This is a genomic window from Caulobacter sp. GW456-12-1-14-TSB4, assembly GCF_059424195.1.
Map to the genome: position 1 here is coordinate 177,290 of NZ_JBWKZF010000005.1, position 20,867 is coordinate 198,156.

The following is a 20,867-nucleotide window of genomic DNA, read 5'->3' on the forward strand; positions in this document are numbered from 1 at the left end:
CTTTTCAAGCTCTCTTTAGGATTGCGCCCGATAGTGCCGCTCATCTGGGAGAGCGCACGATCATGCCGACCAAGTCCATTCGTCTGGCCGTCCTGCTGGCGAGCACCGCCGGCCTCCTGAGCGCCTGCGCCACCCGCGAGGAGGTCGCCGCCCTGCGCCAGCCGGCCCTGCCGCCGGTCGCCGTGGCCAAGGCTTCCCCCGCCCGCGCCTTCTATCGCAACGTCGCCGTCCAGGCCGTCGAGGGCGCGCCCGAGTTCCGCTGGTTCGACGGCGGCGGCGTGATCACCACCCGCCCGACCCGCGCCGAGGTCACCTACGGCCTGAACCAGCACCTGCTGGGCGCGGAGCTTCTGGCGCCCTCGCGCCTCGACGCCGAGTACATGCTGTACACGACGTTCGAAGAGCTGCGCGGCCCCAACGTCTGGTGGGGAACCGACAAGCTGGCCACCGCGCGCGTGACCTTCCGCCTGGTGCGCTGGCGCACGGGCGAGGTGGTGCGCGAGAAGACCGTCGAGGCCGGCTACAACGTCCATTGGACGGGCGCGACGCCCGAGATCGCCCGTTCGGCCATCGGCGGCGCGCTGGTGGGCATCGGCCTGGGCTACTACATCAACCAGAACCACATCGTGGACATCTACGACGCCCCGATCGCCGGCGCGATCGGCGGGATCGAGGCCGCCAGCATCGGCGGTCCGCGTCAATGGAGCCCCGGCTTCGCCAGCGCCTTCACGGCCGCCGTCGTCACCGGCACGGCCGCTGGCCGCTTCACGGACCTGGAAGCCATGCTGGCCGGCGGCGCGATCAGCGCGGCCGGCGCGGCGGCCGGTCCCGCGCCCGTCCAGCGACAGACCTCCGCGAACGGCGAGATCACCACCGCCTTCAACGGCACACAGCGCCGCGCCGCCGCCACGCGCGGCCTGATGGCCCTGGCGTTCGACATCTTCATGAACGACCTCAGCCGTGACGGCTCGGTGATCTACAAGGCCGCCGTCTCGTGCCGCGCCCTGAACGGCGACGCCGGCCGCGGTCCCTATCTGGCCGAGACCGCCGACGCCTACGCCGTCAACTGCCCCGGCGCGCGCTACAACGACGCCAAGACGGCCAAGGCTTATCCGAACCGGTTCTAGTCCTTCGCCGGCGGAGGCTCCGCCGGCGCGCAGGTCCGAGTCACCTTAAGCGAACCACCGCCCGGCTTGGCCTTGTCCAGGTCGAGATCGACCGTGCGCTCGCAGCCTTCGTTCAGCACCTTGACCGCCTGGGCCAGGGTGACCGGATCGACGGCCATGCCGGCGCAGCCTGATTGGCAGACGACCAGCAGCAGGCCCGCCACCGGACCGATGACGTGCTTCATGGGAAGCTCCTTCTTCTAAGGGGTTTGGGCTTCTAGGGTTTGAGATCGAGGAAGACGGCGCGCTCGGCCTCGCGGCGGGCGACCAGGCCCGGCAACTCGCGGCCGCCCGCGAACCGCCACATCCGGAAGGCGTCAGCCGCCCCCTGGACGTGGCCGGCGATCAGCCGCCGGCGCACGCTGCTGTCGGCGAAACCGCCGACGCCGATATTGTAGGCCAGCGAAACCATCGCTCCGAGCCGGGCGTCGGTCAGGCTGGTCCTGGGGAACAGCGCCACGACCTGGTCGCAGACGGCCTGCGCATCGGCCTTCAGCAGCGCCTCGGCGTCGGCCCGGACCATTCCGGTCGGCCAGCGCGAGCGCCAGAGCCGGTAGGCCGTCTCGCGATCCTTGACCGGCTTGCCGCCGACAAACAGGGCATGGCCCCAGCCGACGGTGTAGATGCCGACGGGATCGGCCTGCGGCTCGAGCACGGCGGTCTTGCGGTCGCCGTCGTGCAGACCCTCGAAGCGCTGGATGAGAGCCAGGGCGCACCCGGGTACGTCCCGCATGGTCATGGTGGTGTCCTTAATGTTTAAGATCAGGCTTTCGGCTCGACCGTCGCCGTCAGCGTCGCGCCAGGTGGCGCGTTGACGGTCGTCTGCGTGTCGCTCTCGCCGGCCGGCTTCTTGTTGCCCCAGCGCGCGCCGACATAGGCGCCCAAGGCGCCGCCGACCACGCCCGAAGCCAGGCCCGCCAGAATCGGCAGGTTCTCTTGCGGGATGCGGACGAAGACCAGGGCCGCGCCGACCAGGGTCAAGTCCAGCAGGCAGACGATGACGACGATGGCGTCCAGGGTATGATAGTCGCGGGTCATGTGACCTGCTTTCGCTTGCGCCGGCGCGCCGGCAACTTGGCGGGCGAGTCCAGGGTCATGACGGTGGCCTTGCCGTCTTCCAGTACGGTCAGGCCGCGCGGGCGAGCGCCCCTGGGGATGTCGATGCCGTGCCGGCGAAGATGCTCCTGAAGGCTCTCGATGTGCTGGCGCATCTGGGCGGTCTCGCCGCGACACTGGAGGTTCTCGTTCTCGAGTTCCTCCACACGATGGCGCAGTTGCGCGACCTCGGTGGTCAGCGCGTTTCGATCGGCCTGCAATGCGGTGATGAAGCCGGCGGCCTGCTGGCTGAGCGCCGTCTGAAATGCCGCTTGGGCGGTCGTGAGATCCGCCGGCGCCTTGGCCCGCGCGGCGAGAAAGGCCCAGAGCCCACCGCTTCCCATGACAAGGCCCGCCCCCGCGACGACCTGTGAGGCGAGGTCCACTGTAAGCTCCTGACCTTTCAGTTCATTGGCTTGGCGTTTTGTTTGATTGAAGAGTTTCAACGCGGTGATGAGGGTCAGCGACCTTCATCACCGCGTCGCCTAGAGCTGGATGGTTAGAGCTCGTTGCCCTGGAGGAAGAAGGCGCTCGTGCTGATCTTGGACACCACGGTTCCAGCGGGCCAGGTCACGGGCAGCGGCATAAAGCCAACGCCGCTGGTGACCACGACGGGCAGGACCTGTTGAGTTCCGTTGACCTTGTAGATTGAGCTGGAGTTCTGATTTCCCGATTGGACAAACCCGACGAACGTCTTGCCGTCGGAGACGGTGTAGACCACGGCGTCCGAAGCGAACGCATTGGCGTCGATGACGATGAGCCGGCCGCCGCCGGCCGGATCCTGCATAGCCATGGTGGCTCTCCTTTATTTGGTTTTGATGCCGGTGATCTTGCAGCGGACCGTTCCGAACTCCGCAACCAGCTGGCCCGGCGAGCTGAGGGCGATCAGGGCGCCGCCGCCGTTTGGAACAGTTGGCAACGTGAATTTGCAGGCGATCGTGTCGGTTAGCCTGTTGAAGAGCCAAACGGCCTTGTTGGCGCCCGAATCGGTGTCGAGCCCCAGCACCAAATCCAGGCTAGAGCTATTGCTGTAGGGGAGCTCGGACCACATCTGGGAATACGGATAGTAGGCTTGACTGTAGAGCGGATCGCCTGTCCGATTTATCCGCGTCGGCGACCAAGTCGTGAGCGGCGTCGTCCCGCAATTGATACATGCGAGACCCATTTCGAAATTTCCACCATCATTGTAGTAGCCAAAGTAGGCCTTGTAGACACCGGTTGAGGTCTTCGTGATGAATGGGCTGCCGGTGACCGATTGTGGCGCCGACGTATTGTCCGAGTCGTACCGAATAGCGCCGACGAGCGCGCCGGTCGTCGCATTGTTGAAGTAGACGAGTGGCTGGCCGCTAATCACCGACATCATCAGACCGCCGCGGACGGCGAAAGCGGCATACGTACTCACGAGCGGCGTCGACGCGAGGGTTACGTCCGCGAGCTGGGTCGATGTCGTGGTGTTGTAGCGCTTCAGGTTCGTCGCCGAGGTCGCCGCGTAGAGGATCCCACTCTCGGCGTCGAAAGCCATGAACCAGATAGTCGCCCCTCCGAAGAGCGCGGCCTCCGCGCCCGTTAGGCCTCCAGCCCGTCGGTACGCAGGGGTCTTCGAAGTGTTGCCTTGCGTATAGTAAAAGTTGCCGCTGGAATCGAAGAAGGCGCAACGAGGATTACTGGTCGAAAGCGCCGGCGAGATCGTTTGATTGGTCACCGTTCCACCAAAAGGCGCTACCCCCTGGGGCAAACCCGTCACCTGATCCGAGAACACGGTCGGTTGACTGAACAGGGTGTAGCTGTTCGCGGCGCTGTGGAAGCGCATGAGGCTGCCGAAGAGGGGCAGCACAGAGGTGGAAAGGGTGGCGACGGCGTCGGCTTGAACGATTTCGACGCCAGACAACCTGCAACTATAGTCGCTGGGAGTGAACGCTCTCCATGAGGCCCCGTTGAGCCGAAAGTTCAAGGCCTTTCGGTTTGGATTGCTCAGGTTGAAATCGCGGATGACCAAACTCTCGTTGGTCGCGAGATCGAAGAGCGTCTGCCCTGCAGCCAACTGGTTGTAGTCGTAGGTGACGTCGCAAATGACTTCGGCGGTATCGGCCATGGTCTAGAGAACTCCATGTTTCATCAGGAAGGCGACCGGGACCCCGTTGGCTTCGGGGAGCCATTCGAAGTCGAAGTCGGAATTGGATTTCTTGATCAGCACGCTGCCTTTGGCGCCGCCCGCCGGGGTGCCGACGCCGGGCGCGCCTTGCAGCCCCTGCACGCCCGGGACGCCGCCAATGCTGATGTTCCAGTTGCTGACGGAGCCGCTGCCGACGGCCTGGGTGACGGCGACCGTCAGCGTCGTGCCGGCATAGGCCGTGCAGACGCCGACCATGAACTTGGTCGGATCGCCCTGCGCCACGGCGTAGATCGGCATGCCTTCGACGAAGCTTTCGCCAGCGTCGACGGTCCAGGTCTTGGTCCCCGCGCCCAGCGTGTTGGACGTCAGCGACTTGGTCGAGAACGACACGCCCGAGGCGACGTTCTGGACCTGGACGAGGATCGCCGCGGCGTCGCTGGCCTTGGTGGTCGCGATGCCGGCCTGGGTGGTGGCCAGACTCACCTGCGCGGTCGCAAGCGTGACCTGATTGGCCGCCAGCCCGACTTGATCGGTCGCCTGCGAGGCCTTGGACGTGGCGGTGGCCGCCGAGGCGGCCGCCGCCCCCTTGTCGGCCGTGACCTGGACGGCGAGGCCGTTCACTTCCGTCGACAGCGCATTCGCCTCGGTGACGAAGGTCGGCATCTGCCCCAGAAAGGCGTCGGCGCGGGTGTTGAAGTTGGCCGGGTCGTTCGTGGAGGGCGGCGTTGGAAACGCCGTGATTGTTGCGGTCACGGGGATCAAACCTCTTCGAGTTCGAGGGAAATCAGGGCGTCTTCCGGCTGGTCCATGTTGATCGTGAACCGCTTGTAGACACCGACGATGAGCAGGGCCGAGAAGTAGCCGCTGTCCTGGTCGTCCAGGCCCGACCACAGCGCCGGCACGGCGTTGAGGTCGTCGCGCAGCTGCAGGATCCGGTCGACGTCGGTCTTGCGGCAGCGCAGGGTCTGGACAGTGCGCGGCACCGAGCGGCGCGGCACCAGGGTGGCGGTCCCGAAGTCGTCGCGGTCGATCTTCGAGAAGTTCAGCGCGTCGCTTTCGGCCTGATGTTGGGTCGCGCCCAGATAGACCGACGAACCCAGCACCACGCCGCCGCAGGTCACGGGACCGTTGGCCCTGCTCAGGGTGATGGTGATGACGGCGTTGGTGTAGGGCGGCAGGTCGAAGCGCGCGAACTCCTGCCGGTAACGGAAGGCGCCGAAGAAGTAGTCGTACCAGCCGCTGGTCGGCCGGATCAGCAGGTTGGCCGAGACGGTGTAGACGGTCGCGCCGGCCACGGTGACTGTCACGCTCACCGTATCGGCGACCATGCCGACGACGCCGATCGAGTCCACGCGCTGTCCGGGCGTCAGTGACACCGTCAGCGGCGCGGCCGTCGTCGTGCCCGTGTTGCGCAACAGGTCGAACATGGCCCAGCGGTTGGTGGGGCCGATATCGATCCACCAGTTGTCGCCGGCCGTGGCCGGGTTCTGGCCCAGGTTCGCGGTCGTCGCCACGGTGTGCACGCCGCTTTGCGAGCCGCCGCCCGAGATCGCCGCGCCGCCGGCGCTCGCGGCGACCTTGAAGGTGTTCGCCGTGTCCGCGAGCACGTAGTAGGTCGTCCCGGCGGTGATCGCCGTAGGCAACGCGCCCGTCGTCGAGAAGACCACCGGGGTGTCCGGCGCGAGACCGTGGTTCGCCCAGGTGACGACGCCGCTGGTGGCGATCGTCACCGTGGCGCCCTTCCGGGCGATGGCCTCATACAGGCGATGGGAGGTGGCGCTGACGACGCGGTCGCCGTTCTTGTAGGCGGTCGTGGCGCTCCAGGCCGTCTCGCCGGCCGAAGGTTCGGCGCAGGTCGTGCTGGTCAGGATGGCCGGCGTGATGGTGATCGGTGGAAGCGCGCGCATCAGGCGGCCGCCTGGGTCTGCATGGCGCGGCCACCCTCGGTGACGTTGGTCAAGGTACGCTCCATCTTGTCGTTGCTGGTGGCGATGCGGGCGTTGCTGGCTCGCAAGTCGGCGAGCTCGGCGCGCAGGTTTCGCAGTTCGTTGATCAGGTCTTCGTTGTTCGGCGAGCCGCCGGAAGCCCTGACGCCAAGGGCGCCGGACACGGTTCGGGCCAAAGGCAGGATCGCCTCGGGTCCCGCCTCGCCCATCTGCCCCAGGCTGAAGGCCGTCGGCCGGGTGACGATCCCCCTGGCGAAAGCGCCGCCGTTGGCGAACACCAGCGGCTGGCCCGTCACGGCGCGGTAGTCGTTCTCGGTCCAGCTCTCACGCGGATCTTCGACGACCCCGGCGGCGGCGTTGATGCGAGCCATCGCCTCGCGATAGGCGCCGGGATAACCACCCCAAACGCTATCCAGCCACGCCTCGCCTTTGGCCTCCTCAGCGAGCTTCTGCTCCTTCCACTTGTCGTAGCCCAGGGCCCGGTTATCCTCCATCTGGGTATCCAGGCGGCGTCGCATTTCGACGTGGAAATCGTAGTCGTAGAGATCGCCTTCGATGAACTGGCCGTCAGACGACGAAGCATCCGAGCTGTGGTCGGTGAGGAGGCCGCCATACTTGCCCACGCCACTGGGCGAACCGATCGGCGTCCCCCCCGCCGATCCGACGCCGGCCGCCGCGGCGGCCTGGTTGGCCGCCTGAAGGCTGGCGATCGCGTCGCGCACCGAGATCACGCTGGCATTGATGTCGATGAGCCCCTTCACCGACCTGTCGAGGGCCTCCAGCTGCTGCTCGGCGATCGACACCTGGCGGTCGGCGGTGTCGGCCGCCTCATCGACGGCCGAGCGGACCAGACCGACGTCGCGCAGGTAATCCAGACTCGTCGAAACATAGTCGCGCGAGGCCGCCGTGAAGGCTTCCCCTTCGCTTTGCAACCGCCCCATGGCGTCGGGATCGCCCAGGCGAGCCATGGCCGCCGTCGCCATGAACGTTTCCCGCGTCCGGCGGTAGCGCGCGCCCGGATCGGTCCCGGCGATCGCGTCGGTCAGGCTGGCGCTGAACGCCCGCAGCGAGTTGGACAGCTCCTTGAACTTGTCCTTGGTCGCCTGGATGGCCTCCTGTTCTCGTTGATAGGCCTGGGTCAGCACGTCCCGTGCGGCCGACACCTTCTCGGCGGCGTCCTGAGCAGCCCAGGTGCGCCGCATATAGTCCTGCTGCAGCGGATCCTTGACGTCCGCGAGGGCCAGGTCGCGCCGGATCTTCTTGGCCTGTTCGGCGTAGCCCTGAGCGTCCAGGAGATCGGCCAGGGCGCCCGATTGGCTCGCCGCCAGGGCCTTGTCCTTGGCCTCCTTCTCGATGGCGGCGGCGCTGGCCTGGGCCGCATCCTCCGCAGCCCACAGAGACTTGAGCAGCGGCAGCAGCGAGGCGTCCAGCGCCTTGACGGCGTCTTCCTCGGCCATCCGCGACTTGGCCAACTTCTGGGCCGGCGTCATGACCAGGTCGTCGATCCGATCCTGGATCGACTTGCCCTTCTCATCGACCGCGGCCTTCGCCGCCTCGGCCGCCGTGGCGACCTTGTCGAACGCCGGAGCCAGCTTCATCAGGGCGGCGTAGAGTTCCGCGCCATCCTTGGTCGAGACGTCCTGGCCGAGGACCAACTTCTTGAAACCATCCCGCGTCAGATCGGCCGGAAGCTTCAACTTGGTCAGCTCTTTCGAGACCGAGTCCTGCACCGGTTTCAGCCGCTCTTCCTCGGACAGGAAGTGCTCGCCGAAGAAGGTGGTCTGGGCGGTGAAGGCGTCCAGACCGCCGGCCGCCTCGACCAGCGCGTCGCGCGCCGCCAGCGATTGCAGACCGACCGTCTTGAAGGTCATGCCGATCGACGAAAGGCTGGTGTCGACGACCTTGTACTCGCGCGCCAGCCGGGTCAGGGTCTCGAACGCCCCCTCGCCGACGTCGGCCAGCGTCTCCAGGCCCGGCACGCCGGCCTTGGCCAGGTCGTCGCCGACCTTGGAGAAGGTGGCGTTCAGCAGTTTCTCGACCTCTTCCGACGACAGGCCCTTCAGGGACAGCTTGCCGATATCGATCTGGGCGGTTTCCAGGGCTTGCTTGGCCGCGCCGCCGGCTTCCTCGCCGAAGGCGCTCGCGGCCGCCAGCACCCCGTCGCCAAGCCGCTGGATCACGCCGGAGACCTGGCTCAGCAGGTCGCCGTCGATCCCGCCGCTAACGGTCGAGGTCGAGACCTTCACGCCCGTGGTCACGCCCAGGAACTTTTTGGTCTTGGTCGTGACGAGATCGGCATAGGTCGAGCCGGTCAGGCCGCCCTCGTCCAGCGCGCCATAGGTCGTGCGATTGAAGCTCAGGCCCTGGTCCAGAAGCTCGGTGTTCGACGACGAGCCGAACAGGCCGCCGCCTCCCGTCTTGCCGATCCCCAGACTCGCCGTGCTCATCAGCTTCCCGGCGGCGATCGACTGCGAGATGCTGGTGGCCAACGCCCCGATCTGGTTGTCGATCGACCGCAGCGCGATCAGCATCTCGCTCGAATATTCGAGGTCGCCGTTCCAGTTGCGATTGGCCTCCTCCAGGGCGCCGGCGATCGAGTTTGACGACGCCATGTTGGCGGTGCGCAGGTCCTCGACGCCCTTCTTGAGCCCTTCGATCTTCTCCTGGGCTTTCTGAGCCGACGACCCGAACAGGCCCGAGAGACCGCCCAGCGCGGCGCCGATGGCCGCGCCCCAAGGGCCGGCCATCCCCAAGGTCGAGGCCAGCATTGAACCCGCTTGCATGCCATTGGCCGCGCCGCTGATGGACGCGCCAACCTTGCCGCCGACGATGGAGCCGATTCCCTGGCCGAGACCCGAGAGGGCGGCGACCTTCTCACTGCTGGACTTGTTCTCCTGAAACGCCTTTTTCACGCGATCCAGGACGTTGAACAGATTGGCGAAAGCGCCCGTCCAATCGTTGTTCTTGATCGCAGCGCCGATGCCCTCCACCGCGCCGCGCATCTCGGCGGCCTGCTTGACGGCGGTCCCGAAGTCGCTGGCCAGGATCTCCATTTTCGAGGAAAGGCGGATGGTCGACCCAACGGTGTCGTTGATCGTCTTGATCGTCTCGCCCTGCTGGGCCTTGACCGCCTTCTGGACCTCCTCACCCTCTTTCATGACCTGGTTCTGATCGCGGCGAGCTTGCTCCAGGCGGCGAATTTCGTCGGCCTCCTCCTGAGTGGCCGCCAGGGAGATCATCCGCGCGGCAGTGTCGCGACGCTTCTGCTCCTCCGACCGGCCCATGGTCGCGATTTCTTCGGCCAAGCCGGTGCGATAGCTGAGAACACCATCGGCAAGGCTGACCATCTCGACGGCGCTTGCTTGAATGGCCTCGGTGTGGGCCTTCACCGCCGCGGTCGCCTTCTGGGCGCTGTCGGCTTGGGCTAGAAACGCGCCGTTAGGAGCCTTTGCGGCTTTTTCAAACACCGCTTGCGCATGAGCCAGCACTTGATCGGCCCTGGCCTGATCGGCGACGTACTTCTGGTAGGCCTTGCTATTGACGCCGCCAAATAGACCAAAAGGTCCGTCGCCCGGGCCGATGTAGCGTTTTACGCCTCGCGAATTGGTTCCGATATTTTCCGCCCGCAGCTTGTCTGCGTTCGTCTTCGCCTCGACGACCTGCTGATTGAGCAGATCCAGGGTCGCCGCGCGCACATTCTTCCCATAGTCAGCCATGCCCTGGCTTTTTCTGCGCAGCCATGCCGAGAAGTTGGCGGAACCTTGCGAAGCAAGATCCGTCTGGTTGGTCAGTGCATTGAGCGAAGGATAGGCCTGGGCCAGCTTTCCCCCCATGTCACCGATGGACCTGTTGAGATCTTCGATCCTCTTCTTGTGGTCTTCGTGTCTCTTGTTCAGGAGGTAGACGGCCCCTCCGACGGCGGCGAGACCCGCGATCCACGGCGCGAATGTCGCCAGGAGAGGCAAGGCCTGAGCGGTCAGGCCGGCCAGCCCGGCCTGCAGGCTGCCGGCGCTGATCGCCGCCGCGCCGACGACCTCGACGACGGACGACAATCCCCCGATAAGCGCCTCTATCGCGTCCTCGCCTACCGCTGCGGAAAGGACCACGCCTGTCAGCGCTCCGCCGAGCTTTGCCAGCTCTCCGCTCGAGAACTGCGCGGCTTGCCCGATCGCAGCATGGGACTGAGCGGTAGCCCCTAAGGCGGCCTGAGCATTCTTATTCACGGCGACGAAGTCGCCGTAGGTAACCGTTGTCGACCGAAGGGTGCTTTCGGTGAGGCGGGCGCTGGCGCTAATCTGCGCGTAGTGCGCAGGCACGGCTTGCGCCGCCTTTGTCGTCGAGGTCAGGCTTGCAGCCATATCGACGATGTTGCGCGTCGTTACGCTCAATCGGACGCCAAGGTTCTGAACCGCGTCCGTGGCCTTCACGAGCGCCGCCTCGGCTCTGGCCGCGTCTTTGATGAGACTCTCGAGATCGACGTTCTTGTCAGCCACAACGGCTCTCCCCAAAAAGTTCGGGCCGCGCCTCCTTGCGAAGGCGCAGCCCGGGTGGTGGTCAGCCCTTCGTGGGGGCCGTCATCGTCAGAAGGTGTTCGGCGTCGAGGGCCAAGAGCGCGCGGCGTTCCCAGGGGTCCAGCCGCACGCCCTCGTCGCGTTCCCAGGCCTGGATCTCCAGGCGCGAGAGGCGCGAGGGGCCAAAGCCGCCGGATTGGCGGGTCTGGCAGAGGTCGGCGTACCAAGCCCACAGGTGGGCCACGTGCGGCGACAGCGGCGGCGGGTTGGCGAGCCGCCAGGACGCCTCGGCCTCGCCCTGGCGGGCCAGGCTCTCGAGGTGGGTCCGCAGCGGCTCGCCGTCGTCCTGGCGCGTCGCGAGCTCGAACTGCTCGCGGGCGTGGGCGATCAGGCCGCGGACTTGCCCGGCATAAAATTTCCGAGGGTGTTCGAGGCCGTGGTGACCTGTTCGGCGATCTCGGAATTGCGGCTGACCAGGCGGAAGGCGTTGTCGGCCGACCACTCCTGCTTGATGCCGCGCCAGCCGACCAGGCGGACGGCGGTCAGGCGGTGACCGAAGGCGATGTCGTCCTCGATCGGCGTGAAGTCGGCCTTGTCGGGATTGGATCGGCCGGTCATGGCGGCGGCCACCGCCTGCTTCTTGCGGCGGTCGTTGACGAGGCGGTTGACCTCGCCCTGCACCTTCTCGGACTGGCCGCCCAGCACCAGCAGGAAGACGCCGGAGCCCGAGCCGTCGGCGCGGACATATTCGACCTCGAACGGCGTGTCGCCAGCGGCGACGGCGTCCAGGTCATTGAGGTCGAACAGGGTGTCGATCGAGGTCTTGGTCATGTCTTTCAGGTCCTTGGGAAAAGGACGGCCGGGCGCGACCCGGCCGCTAAGTTGAGGGAGGGACTTCGGGAGAGAGAGGGACGCGCGCCGGTTAGGCCGCGCTGTCCTGGATCGCGACGATGGTCTGGTCGGTGGCCAGACCCACGCCGCCGGCGCCGTTGATCTGGGCCGTGAACGGATAGGTGCGGATAATGGCCTTCTCGCCGTCGTCCGGGCTGTCGCCGGTCAGCTTGATCATCGGCAGGTTGATGACCACGAAGTCGGCGTTGGCCGTGGCGTCCTCGGTCACCGCCAGCACCAGCGAGGTGGTCGAGCGGCCGTCGAAGATGCTCTGCAGGGTCACGCTGTCGAACTTGGCGGTGAACGAGCCCGACACGGCGATGCGGCCGCGCTGGATGTCATCGACCACGTTCGAGCCCACCACGGCGTCGCTGTGGGCGGCGTTGCCGTTGATGGTCACCTGGGCGCCGGTGACATTGGCCACGGCCGCGCCGTTGACCAGGATCACGCCGTTGACCGCCGTCAGGATGTCGGTGGTCGTCTCGGCGGCCGGCGAGGTCAGCACCTGGGCCGCGCCCAGGACGCGGGTGCGGCCGACGGTGTCCAGGCTGATCGTGGCGTTGCCGGTGGCCGGCAGGTTCAGCGCCGCCTGGCCCACCTGCTGGTCGGCATAGGCTTCGGAGCGGCCCAGGTCCGGATACCACTCCTCGAAGGTGTAGTAGTCGTTGGTGTGGGCGCTCAGCGGGACCAGCGACTTCTTGCCGGTGACGGCGAGCGTGGCGGTGGGGATGCTGGCCTCGGCGAACATCGGCGAGCCGTTGATCACGCGCACCGTGGCGATCGTGCCCGTCAGGGTGACGATCAGCAGGTTCTTCTGGGTGTTCAGGGCGTTGAACGCGCCGGCGGTCAGGCGCACGACGTCGCCGATCTTGAAGCCGTCGGTCAGGTACGAGCCGGCGGCGCGGGTCAGGGTCCAGTTCTGGCCCGAAGCGGCGACGCTGATCGTGGCGCCCGTGGCCGAGACGCCGGCCGTCATGTCCTTGCGCAGCAGCGAGCCCAGCAGCGCGCCATAGCTGCCCGGCGACAGCAGGCCGTCGATCTTGCCGGCCGGCTTGACCACGCCCAGGCCCACGCCCGTCGATTGCTGGTGGCTGACGATCTCGTTGCTCTCGAAGGTGTCCGGCGGAGCCTGGAACACCGAGCTGGTGCGGCGGACGACCTGGCCGCCCGAGCCGGCGGCCGGCGCGCCCAGGCCGGTCTGCTTCTTGTAGACGGTCTTCTTGTTGATGCCCTGGGCGACTGCCATGGGATCTTCTCCGTGAAGTTATCGGGATGGGTGGAGGTTGGACGAAACCCAGAGGTCGTCCCTTCGGGCGGAGGCCGCCGTCAGCTGGTGATCGTGGCCAGGAACGGGACCTGGACGGGCACGACGTAGCGGTCGCCCTCCAGGACCGGGGCCAGGATGAGAGGGGTGCGGGCGACCGTGGTGGTCAGGCCGTCGGCCGTGAAGGCCGCGCCACGACGGAAGGTCGCCCGGAGCAGTTCGATGCGGGCGCCGATGTCGGCCATGCCCGCGCCCTGCGGCCAGCACAGGCCGACGACGAACATCCCGCCCTGCTGGCCGCTGGCGCCGTACTCGGCGTTGACCGGCTCGGCGAACAGCATCGAGACGCGCTGGTAGGGCGTCCCCGCCGTCGGCGTGTAGGCGGTGTTCTCCCAGGCCGTGGCCAGGGCGGGGCTCATGGCGGCCAGCGCCGTCTCCAGCGCCGCGCGGATCTTCAGGACGCTCATCGGCGCGCCGCCGGGGTCGAGGCGCGCGGAGGCGATCCGGAAGCCCGCAGGCTTCCGGGGACGGGGGCGAGGATCATGTCGGGTGTCCCTGTGGAGGCGAGACGAAGACCCCGCCCTCCGAAGGGAGAGCGGGATCGTGGAGCGAAGGCCCGCGAAGTGGATCGCGCGGCGCCTTTGAGTACTGGAAGGTCTGGGGTTCAGTCTTCGGAGATCAAGGTCGCCGCTGAAGGCGCATCTCCGAGAATGATCTGATTAAACCTTTTACCTTCCCGCCGGTCAATCCATTTGTTCGCTAAATGTTCTTGTTTTTGCGATCGCGCGAAATCTGCTTGGCCAAGGCCACGATCAGGTCCAACGCCTCGACCAACACTTCGCGGTTACGGGTGAAGGCGCGACCGGCGCCCCAGACCGACAGACTGGTCCCCTCGCCCGCCACGGCGCGCAGCAAGCGCAGAGCCATCGGCTTGTCGGCCAGGCTCATGGCCACGGCGCGGTCGGCGCGGGCCACGAAGTCCAGCATCCGGGCGCGGCGCAGGCGGGCGGCCACGAAGCGGTCGTTGTCGTGGCCGCCGCCGATTCCGGGCTCCAGGCTGGCGGCGCGCAGGTCGCGACCGCGCGCCTCGAAACCGGCGCGGTACAGCAGGCCGACGGCGTAGTGGGCGTCGGTGATGTGGCCGGACTGGCGCAGGCTGCGCAGGCCATCGCGGCTGGAAATCCGCAAGGTCCCCTCGCCTGCCTCGACGGTCTCGCCGCGCGACCGAGCCAGGGCCATGGTCTCGACCAGACCGGCGGCGATGTCGCCCTGCTCGGTTCGCACCAGTTGGGCGCCGGCGATGCGCAGCACGGTCTCGCGCGCGGCCTGGCGGGCGGCCGGACTGATCGCCAGGGCGGCGGCGCGATCGGCGCGGGCCAGGTCGGCGAGCTCGGTCGAGGTCAGGCCTTCGGGCCGGATGACTTGGACGGAAATGACAGGTCCCCTTCTCTATTCGGAATGTTCAGCGTCCGGAGCGGACGCCGCGTCGGTTCTGCGCCAGGGCGTGACGGCGGGCCTCGCCGGCGCAGACCTGGGCGACAAAGTCGTGGCCGTCGCTCTCGGCCAGCATCCGGCCGGCGGCGCGGATGATCGCGCACAGCATCGGCTTGCGCGGCCCGCAGGCGCGAACGGCCTGGTCGACGGCGCCCTCGGCGACCTCGTCCTGCAGCGAGCTCACCCGCCCTGGTCCGCCAGAACGGCCTGGCCGGCGGCCGTAAGGCTGATCCGGCACGGGCGGCCGCCGAGGCGCTCGACGAGGCCCAGCAGCTGTCCGGCCTGGGCGCGGTCGCTGCCGGCCGACAGGCTGACGGCCATCTCGTCGGCGAGGTCCGCCAAAGTCAGCGGGCCGTCGGCCAGAGCCTCCAGCACGGCCAGCACCTTGGCCGGCACGACGGGCTCGTCGGGCAGGACGCCGAACAGGCGGGTGCGGATCTTCTCGGACAGGGCGTAGCGGTCGGGGCGCGGGTCGCCCATCAGCAGGCCGGTGAGGATGGCGCGCGGCGGCCGGCGATCGGCCTCGGTGCGGCGCGCGGTATAGGCGTGGAACGGCGCATGACCGGCCGGACCGGTCGCGTGGATCGGAATCATCTGAAGCTTCCTGCGGCTGGAGCCGATGGATTGGGGGATTTGGTGCGGAAGCCGCTTGGCTCGCGTCGCCGAGGCGCAACTTCCGGAATATCCAATTTGTACCAAATACAAATTTGCATGGCAAGCAAATTTTGTGTTTAATGGCTGGACATTCTCCCTTTCGCTCCTCCGTGGGATTTGCATGACACCCGACCGGCAGGCCAAGGCGCAGCGGCGCGCGAAGACCTTCATCCGCGCCTGGCGCAAGCACCGCGACATGAACCTGGAACAGGCGGTCGAACGCCTGGAGCTCGAGGTCAGCTATCCGTATTCGCTGGCCCAGCTGTCGCGCGTCGAGCGCGGCGAGACCGGCTATTCGCAGGACCTGCTGGAAGCCCTGGCCACCATCTATCGCTGCGAGCCGGCCGACCTGATCATGCGCGATCCGGCGGCGTCCGAAGCGATCTGGTCGATCTGGGACCAGCTCCAGCCCGTTCAGCGGCTGCAACTGGTCGAAATCGGCCAAACCCTTAAGAAGGTGGGGTAATCCTGCTTCAATCCAGCGCCAGAATCTCGCCCCGGCGCGCGATCAGCAGCGGCCTGCCCCAAAGGCCCGACAGCGGCTCGCCGCGCACGCGGTACAGCGCTACGCCCGACGATCGCCGGGCCAGGACCTCCATCTCACGCCGCGCGTCCTCCTCGAAATAGCACTCCCTGACCTCGGTCGGCGCAAGCGTTCCGCTTCGCCTCCCGAAGGCCTGTACGCAGAAACGCGTCACCGAGAACACGACAACCTCCGCCTTCAACGCCCCTACTCTGCACGCCTCCACGGCGTGAGTCGATCGGCCGCGGCGGCGCATACGACCGAGTCTGACGTGTGTTAATTTTTGCATTGAAAGCAAATTTCGGCGAAACGATTGTATTTGCACAACAAGCAAATCAGCGACGCGATCGCCGCCGCACGCTTTACGCATGAACGCCGAAGATATACAACCATAACAAGTTATTTGGATCGATACACGAATAGAGAGCCTATCCGCACCCCATCCCGTTGGAGGACAGACGATGAGCAAATGGCATCCCGTCGTCGCGAAGCTGCAGAAGCTGATCAAGGACAACGGCTGGGAGGCGCGGTTCGAGAAGGCCGTCGCCCAGGCCCGCGCGTGGAACATCCCGCAGCTGGCCGACCTGAATGACCTCGAGAGCTACTACGTCTACATCAACGACTTCCTGCGCTGGGTCCCCAGCGAGAACGAGCCGGGCCGCGAGGTCTACAACAAGCTCTGCAAGTTCTACTTCGTGCTGGACCAGGAGGCGGTGATCGACCTGCAGAACAAGGTCATCCCGCGCGACAAGGCCCCGCCGCTGACGCCGCTGTCGGCGTGGCTGGTCGAATACGCCGACAGCCTGGGCGCCTTCCTCGATACGCCGGAGTCCCTGACGCCGCAGTCGCTGGAGACCTTCCGCAAGTCCCCGAACTACAATCTGAGCGACTACATCGAGCCGCACGGCGGCTGGAAGACCTTCAACCAGTTCTTCGCCCGGAACTTCAAGCCGGGCTACCGGCCCATCGCGGCGATCGCCGACCAGCGGGTGATCGTCTCGCCGGCCGACTCCACCTTCGCCGGCCAGTGGGAGATCCGCACCGACAGCCACGTGACGGTCAAGAACCTGCACTGGAAGATCGAGGAGCTGATGGAGGGCAGCCCCTACAAGGACCGCTTCAAGAACGGCATGTTCATGCACGCCTTCCTGGGTCCCAACGACTACCACCGCCAGCACGCCCCGGTCGGCGGCACGGTGCTGGAGGCCCGCACCATTCCCGGCCAGGTCTATCTGGAGGTCGTGGCCGAGCCCGTCGATGGCGAGAACGGCGTCCACAAGCTGAAACCCCTGCGCGCCTTCGACGCCCCGGACGCGGCCGGCTACCAGTTCGCTCAGGCCCGCGGTCTGATCGTGCTGGAGACCCCGATCGGCCTGGTCGCCGTGCTGCCGATCGGCATGTGCCAGGTCTCGTCGGTCATCGTCACCGCCGAGGTCGGCGTCACCGTCCGCAAGGGCGAGGAGCTGTCCTACTTCCAGTTCGGCGGCTCGGACATCATCGTGCTGTTCGAGGCCAAGACCAATGTCAGCTTCGTGGCGCAGCCGAACGTCCACTACAAGACGGGCGTGAAGATCGCGGACGCCTATCCGGCGGTGTGAGGAGCGCGATCAATGCTACCGCAACGCCGCTGCTACCGAGACGACCTGTTGACCGGGAAGCAGGAAGAGCGGATCCTGAAATCTTCCACGCCCCCCCTTAACATCAGACCTTTCAGCGCACATTGAGTTGGCGCGTCCAGTTCAGTCGTCGTGCTTCTTGCGCTTACCGCCCAGTGGGCGGGAAATAATGCGCTCTACGATGCGCTGGTACCATTTGGGTGGCTTGCGCTCCCAACGCCGGTGCAGCCACTCAAGGTGCTCATAGAGGGCGACTCTGCGGCGATTTGTCCGCAGCTTGAAAATACCCTCCTGGCACGTCTCGAATAAGTTCAAGATTGTGCCACGCAGGCTGTCAGATACCATCTGCTCGTCAAAATCGCCGTTCCGAATCCCGGAGGCGAGAAACTCATAATAGTTTAGAACAGTTTTGAAGTTATCTCGGTTTGGACACGCCGGATCGGATATATCGCTGGCACCGTTTCGCTCATTGGGCGCAACGGCTTTCTCTGCCGCTTTAAAATCGGCATTGAACCTAGCTTGCACCATCACGTTTAATGTGTGCTGCTTTCGTGATATAGTTCTTGCGCGGCCGGCGGTGTACAGCCAACCGCACGTTGCGAGAGTTGCCCCGATTAAAGTTGCGTTAGCGGGTTTGATATCAACTAGCCAAGCTACCATATCGGGCATATGAGTTTGAAACCGTACCAAGGGAGACGTTGAATATGGCTCGGGAAATCGACACTGGTTGGTAACCAACCTAACACGGCTGACAACCGAGCCCCGGCGTACAACCGCCGGGGTTTTTTATTGTCGCGAACTCAGCCGTTGCGCGCAAGCTCTGCTTTGAGCCCCTTCTGCCCCTTACCCTTTCGGGTATCCCAACACCCCTTTTACCCGAAACTGAAATGGAAGTTTGGTAGGCCTGGAGGGACTCGAACCCCCAACCAGACCGTTATGAGCGGTCGGCTCTAACCATTGAGCTACAGGCCCGCGCGAAGACGTGTGAGCGTACGCGAGAGGCGGCGAATAACATGAGCCGAACGCGGCTTAAAGCTCCGGTTCAGGTTGGGGCTGTCATCAGGGAACCCATAGCTGTCCGGCGGCGCTTCCCCTGCCCCGGACGGTCCTGGAGAAAGAACGATGACCAACACCGCTCGCCGCCTGCCCGCCTTCGCCATCCCCGCCCTGATCGGCGGCGCGCTGCTGATGGGCGCCGCCGCCCCGGCCCTGGCTCAGACCAGCGCCGACTCGGCGTTCAAGGCCACGACCTTCAGCCTGTCGGCCTATGGGGAGACCCGCGTGGCGCCGGACATGGCCACCATCACCCTGGGCGTGCAGACCGAGGCCGCCACGGCCGGCGAGGCCCTGAAGGCCAACGGGACGCGCATGAACCAGGTGATGGCCGCGCTGAAGAAGGCCGGGATCGCCGAGCGCGACGTCCAGACCTCGAACCTGAACCTCAACGCCCAATATGCCTATGAGCAGAACCAGCCGCCAAAGCTGACCGGCTACCAGGCCTCGAACCAGGTGACGATCACGGTCCGCGACCTGGCCAAGCTGGGCGCGACTGTGGACGCCACGGTCGGCGCCGGCGCCAACACCGTCAACGGCATCAGCTTCGGCCTGACCAACCCGCAAGCCGCTGAGGACGCCGCCCGCCTGGAGGCCGTGAAGGCCCTGCAGGCTAAGGCCGAGCTCTACGGCCGCGCCACCGGCTACAAGGCCGTGCGCCTGGTCAATCTGAGCGAAGGCGGCGGCTACCAGCCTCCGGTCGCGCCGATGCCGATGTACGCCATGGCCAAGCGTGAGATGGCCGACTCGACCAGCATCGCGGCCGGCGAGCTGAAGGTCCGCATCGACGTCAGCGCGACGTACGAAGCCGCCAAGTAGGCGCGCCGCGTTAGCGCGCATGAAAAAGCCGCCGCCGGGATCCCGGCGGCGGCTTTGATGTCTCTAGAAGCCGGCTTTCTTGAAGGCCCGCTCGACCCGGTCCTGGATTTCCAGGCCCGGCAGCGCCTTGTCGCCTTCCATCACGGCGACATAGGTCAGGCCGCGCGGCGGCTTGCCCTGGCCCGTCGGCACCGGGCCGCTGGCCCAGCCGACCGTGGCGCCGTCAGGCCCGCCGCTGGGGCAGCTGATGAAGCGCGCAGGCTTGCCCAGATTGGCCTTCAGCAGCGTCTCGGCCGTGGTCTGCGCCCCGTCGCAGGACGGCAGGTTGCGCGAGCAGGTGATGTAGCCGCCACCGCGCCATACGAGCTTGCCGCTGGCGTCGGCGATCACCACGCAGGTCGAGGGCGAGCCGATCGACTTGCCGACCGAAGCGGTCAGCACCGTTTCATCCACGCCTTGTGGCAGCTTAGGCGAACAGGCCGACAGGCCGGCGGCGGCGAGAACGATCAGCGCCAGGCGCTTCATGCTCAGGCCGCCTTCTTGATCAGGTTGCCTTCGTCCAGCAGCACGACGGTCGGGGCGTAGTTGCGCGCCTCTTCCGCGGCCATCTGGCAGTAGGTGACGACGATCACCAGGTCGTTCTTCTGCACCAGGCGAGCGGCGGCGCCGTTGACGCCGATCACCTTCGAGCCGCGCGGAGCCTCGATGGCGTAGGTGGTGAAGCGGGCGCCGTTGGTGATGTTCAGCACGTCGACCTGCTCGTTCGGCAGGATGCCCGAGGCGTCCAGCAGGTCGCGGTCGATGGCGATCGAGCCTTCGTAGTCGAGGTCGGCCTGGGTCACCGTGGCGCGGTGCAGCTTGGCCTTGAGCATGGTGAGCAGCATGGCGGGGACACTATCCCTTTGAACTATTGATGTTTTCAAGGCCGCCACACACAAGGCCCGGAAAGAGGTCAAGCCATATAGACACGAACCCGTGCGCGTTCAATCGCAGCGCAGCATGGGACTAATGGTTAACAGCGTGGCCTTTCCGCGCTAAGACTTCGAAGAACGCGGTTCTGTGGGAGAAGCCATGCGTCATGCACGAGGGTGGGCGATGGCGGGGGCCGTCGCTGTGGCCGTGGTCGCGGGGGCGACCTGGATCTCGACCGGCAGGGCCCAGACGCGGGATGCGACCGGCGCGCCGATTCCTGGCGCGGCGGCCATCCGCCCCGGGATCGCGGCGCTGGTGCGACCTCGGCCTAGGGTGGACTGGCAAGGTGCCGTCGGCGGCCTGCGCCAATCGGCCAATGTCGGTGAGAGCTTGGCGACCAACCTCAATCGCGAACAGGTCGACCAGACCGCCGTGCCGATCCTGCTGCCGCAGGACGCCAAGCTGACGGCCGGGGCGCGCATCTACAGCTTCGGCGACTACTACACGATCACCAGCAACACCGCCGGCGGCCGGGTCTCGCTGAGCGGCACGACCGCGACCGTGCCGATGCCGGCGTCCAAGCCGCTGAAGATCGAGACGGGGCCGGAGATGCTGACGGTCCAGCGCACGGTCGACGGCCAGTTGGCCAGCTTCGTACGCTACGGGGTGCTCTACACGGTGGAGATCCGCTGCGACGCGGCGAGCGATCCGCGCTGCGCCGACGACAACTATGTGCTGGGCCTGGTCGGCAAGACCACGGCCGTGGTCATGGGCAAGGCCGCCCGTGAGGCCGCCGGACTAGGAGGGTGA

General features: G+C 66.4%; 26 protein-coding genes and 1 tRNA gene. 6 read left to right on the forward strand and 21 right to left on the reverse strand.

Annotation, left to right across the window (positions count from 1 at the left end; translation table 11 throughout):
• The first annotated feature begins 62 nt into the window (after nt 1–62).
• Nucleotides 63–1,127, forward strand: a complete 1,065-nt coding sequence (locus AC07YH_RS06850; RefSeq protein WP_494746243.1) for a hypothetical protein — start codon at nt 63–65, stop codon at nt 1,125–1,127.
• Here the strand turns inward: AC07YH_RS06850 and AC07YH_RS06855 are convergent.
• From AC07YH_RS06855 to AC07YH_RS06895, 9 genes are all read right to left on the reverse strand, one after another.
• Nucleotides 1,124–1,351, reverse strand: coding sequence for a hypothetical protein (locus tag AC07YH_RS06855; protein WP_494746244.1), 228 nt, complete (start codon nt 1,349–1,351; stop codon nt 1,124–1,126). The genes AC07YH_RS06850 and AC07YH_RS06855 overlap by 4 nt on opposite strands.
• 32 nt (nt 1,352–1,383) lie before the next feature.
• Nucleotides 1,384–1,899, reverse strand: a complete 516-nt coding sequence (locus AC07YH_RS06860) for a lysozyme (protein WP_494746245.1) — start codon at nt 1,897–1,899, stop codon at nt 1,384–1,386.
• 29 nt (nt 1,900–1,928) lie between these two features.
• The gene (locus tag AC07YH_RS06865) at nt 1,929–2,204 is read right to left on the reverse strand and encodes a hypothetical protein (protein ID WP_494746246.1); all 276 of its coding nucleotides are present in this window, start codon (nt 2,202–2,204) and stop codon (nt 1,929–1,931) included.
• Nucleotides 2,201–2,647, reverse strand: a complete 447-nt coding sequence (locus AC07YH_RS06870; RefSeq protein WP_494746247.1) for a hypothetical protein — start codon at nt 2,645–2,647, stop codon at nt 2,201–2,203. The genes AC07YH_RS06865 and AC07YH_RS06870 overlap by 4 nt, the downstream gene beginning before the upstream one ends.
• Before the next feature lie 113 nt (nt 2,648–2,760).
• Nucleotides 2,761–3,054 carry a hypothetical protein gene (locus AC07YH_RS06875; protein WP_494746248.1) on the reverse strand — a complete coding sequence of 98 codons (294 nt, stop codon included), beginning with the start codon at nt 3,052–3,054 and terminating at the stop codon, nt 2,761–2,763.
• Nucleotides 3,055–3,066: 12 nt separating this feature from the next.
• Complete coding sequence (locus AC07YH_RS06880; RefSeq protein WP_494746249.1) at nt 3,067–4,353, reverse strand: hypothetical protein; 1,287 nt, start codon at nt 4,351–4,353, stop codon at nt 3,067–3,069.
• A 3-nt stretch (nt 4,354–4,356) separates the two neighbouring features.
• Complete coding sequence (locus AC07YH_RS06885; protein ID WP_494746250.1) at nt 4,357–5,127, reverse strand: hypothetical protein; 771 nt, start codon at nt 5,125–5,127, stop codon at nt 4,357–4,359.
• Nucleotides 5,128–5,132: 5 nt separating this feature from the next.
• Nucleotides 5,133–6,281 carry a hypothetical protein gene (locus AC07YH_RS06890; RefSeq protein WP_494746251.1) on the reverse strand — a complete coding sequence of 383 codons (1,149 nt, stop codon included), beginning with the start codon at nt 6,279–6,281 and terminating at the stop codon, nt 5,133–5,135.
• Nucleotides 6,281–10,036, reverse strand: coding sequence for a hypothetical protein (locus AC07YH_RS06895; protein ID WP_494746252.1), 3,756 nt, complete (start codon nt 10,034–10,036; stop codon nt 6,281–6,283). The genes AC07YH_RS06890 and AC07YH_RS06895 overlap by 1 nt, the downstream gene beginning before the upstream one ends.
• Nucleotides 10,037–10,081: 45 nt before the next feature.
• Here AC07YH_RS06895 and AC07YH_RS06900 point away from each other — a divergent pair, with 45 nt between their 5' ends.
• Complete coding sequence (locus AC07YH_RS06900; protein ID WP_494746253.1) at nt 10,082–10,519, forward strand: hypothetical protein; 438 nt, start codon at nt 10,082–10,084, stop codon at nt 10,517–10,519.
• A 355-nt stretch (nt 10,520–10,874) separates the two neighbouring features.
• On the opposite strand, the gene AC07YH_RS06905 is transcribed toward AC07YH_RS06900, so the two are convergent.
• The 7 genes from AC07YH_RS06905 to AC07YH_RS06935 all read right to left on the reverse strand — a co-directional run bounded on the left by AC07YH_RS06905 (nt 10,875) and on the right by AC07YH_RS06935 (nt 15,074).
• A complete protein-coding gene (locus AC07YH_RS06905; RefSeq protein WP_494746254.1) occupies nt 10,875–11,333 on the reverse strand; it encodes a phage tail assembly chaperone in 459 nt (152 codons plus the stop codon).
• Nucleotides 11,219–11,662, reverse strand: coding sequence for a hypothetical protein (locus tag AC07YH_RS06910; RefSeq protein ID WP_494615314.1), 444 nt, complete (start codon nt 11,660–11,662; stop codon nt 11,219–11,221). The genes AC07YH_RS06905 and AC07YH_RS06910 overlap by 115 nt, the downstream gene beginning before the upstream one ends.
• Before the next feature lie 91 nt (nt 11,663–11,753).
• Entirely contained in the window at nt 11,754–12,968 is a 1,215-nt protein-coding gene (locus tag AC07YH_RS06915) for a phage tail tube protein (RefSeq protein ID WP_494746255.1), read from the reverse strand.
• An 80-nt stretch (nt 12,969–13,048) separates the two neighbouring features.
• Complete coding sequence (locus AC07YH_RS06920; RefSeq protein ID WP_494746256.1) at nt 13,049–13,453, reverse strand: phage tail terminator-like protein; 405 nt, start codon at nt 13,451–13,453, stop codon at nt 13,049–13,051.
• A 292-nt stretch (nt 13,454–13,745) separates the two neighbouring features.
• Nucleotides 13,746–14,297 (reverse strand): hypothetical protein, encoded by a 552-nt coding sequence (locus tag AC07YH_RS06925; protein ID WP_494746257.1) that lies wholly within the window; start codon nt 14,295–14,297, stop codon nt 13,746–13,748.
• A 151-nt stretch (nt 14,298–14,448) separates the two neighbouring features.
• On the reverse strand, nt 14,449–14,664 hold the full coding sequence (locus tag AC07YH_RS06930; RefSeq protein ID WP_494615297.1) for a hypothetical protein: 216 nt from the start codon (nt 14,662–14,664) through the stop codon (nt 14,449–14,451).
• Nucleotides 14,661–15,074, reverse strand: coding sequence for a hypothetical protein (locus AC07YH_RS06935; RefSeq protein ID WP_494746258.1), 414 nt, complete (start codon nt 15,072–15,074; stop codon nt 14,661–14,663). Before AC07YH_RS06935 ends, AC07YH_RS06930 begins: the two co-directional genes overlap by 4 nt.
• A gap of 181 nt (nt 15,075–15,255) precedes the next feature.
• Here AC07YH_RS06935 and AC07YH_RS06940 point away from each other — a divergent pair, with 181 nt between their 5' ends.
• Nucleotides 15,256–15,600, forward strand: a complete 345-nt coding sequence (locus tag AC07YH_RS06940) for a helix-turn-helix domain-containing protein (protein WP_494746259.1) — start codon at nt 15,256–15,258, stop codon at nt 15,598–15,600.
• Between the two features lie 7 nt (nt 15,601–15,607).
• Here the strand turns inward: AC07YH_RS06940 and AC07YH_RS06945 are convergent, their stop codons facing one another.
• Nucleotides 15,608–15,841 carry a hypothetical protein gene (locus AC07YH_RS06945; RefSeq protein WP_494746260.1) on the reverse strand — a complete coding sequence of 78 codons (234 nt, stop codon included), beginning with the start codon at nt 15,839–15,841 and terminating at the stop codon, nt 15,608–15,610.
• A gap of 277 nt (nt 15,842–16,118) precedes the next feature.
• Between AC07YH_RS06945 and AC07YH_RS06950 the strand changes: the two genes are divergently transcribed.
• Complete coding sequence (locus AC07YH_RS06950; protein ID WP_494746261.1) at nt 16,119–17,255, forward strand: phosphatidylserine decarboxylase; 1,137 nt, start codon at nt 16,119–16,121, stop codon at nt 17,253–17,255.
• A gap of 141 nt (nt 17,256–17,396) precedes the next feature.
• On the opposite strand, the gene AC07YH_RS06955 is transcribed toward AC07YH_RS06950, so the two are convergent.
• Complete coding sequence (locus AC07YH_RS06955; protein ID WP_494746262.1) at nt 17,397–17,942, reverse strand: DUF4760 domain-containing protein; 546 nt, start codon at nt 17,940–17,942, stop codon at nt 17,397–17,399.
• Nucleotides 17,943–18,169: 227 nt separating this feature from the next.
• Nucleotides 18,170–18,245: transfer RNA gene (locus AC07YH_RS06960), tRNA-Ile, on the reverse strand.
• Nucleotides 18,246–18,395: 150 nt separating this feature from the next.
• Here AC07YH_RS06960 and AC07YH_RS06965 point away from each other — a divergent pair.
• The gene (locus AC07YH_RS06965) at nt 18,396–19,145 is read left to right on the forward strand and encodes an SIMPL domain-containing protein (protein ID WP_494746263.1); all 750 of its coding nucleotides are present in this window, start codon (nt 18,396–18,398) and stop codon (nt 19,143–19,145) included.
• A 63-nt stretch (nt 19,146–19,208) separates the two neighbouring features.
• Here the strand turns inward: AC07YH_RS06965 and AC07YH_RS06970 are convergent, their stop codons facing one another.
• Together AC07YH_RS06970 and panD are read right to left on the reverse strand one after the other, a co-directional pair.
• Entirely contained in the window at nt 19,209–19,670 is a 462-nt protein-coding gene (locus tag AC07YH_RS06970; RefSeq protein ID WP_494746264.1) for a hypothetical protein, read from the reverse strand.
• Between the two features lie 2 nt (nt 19,671–19,672).
• Nucleotides 19,673–20,029: an aspartate 1-decarboxylase gene (gene panD, locus AC07YH_RS06975; RefSeq protein WP_099576484.1), complete on the reverse strand. Its 357-nt coding sequence runs from the start codon at nt 20,027–20,029 to the stop codon at nt 19,673–19,675.
• A 175-nt stretch (nt 20,030–20,204) separates the two neighbouring features.
• Here panD and AC07YH_RS06980 point away from each other — a divergent pair, with 175 nt between their 5' ends.
• Nucleotides 20,205–20,867: a hypothetical protein gene (locus AC07YH_RS06980; RefSeq protein ID WP_494746265.1), complete on the forward strand. Its 663-nt coding sequence runs from the start codon at nt 20,205–20,207 to the stop codon at nt 20,865–20,867.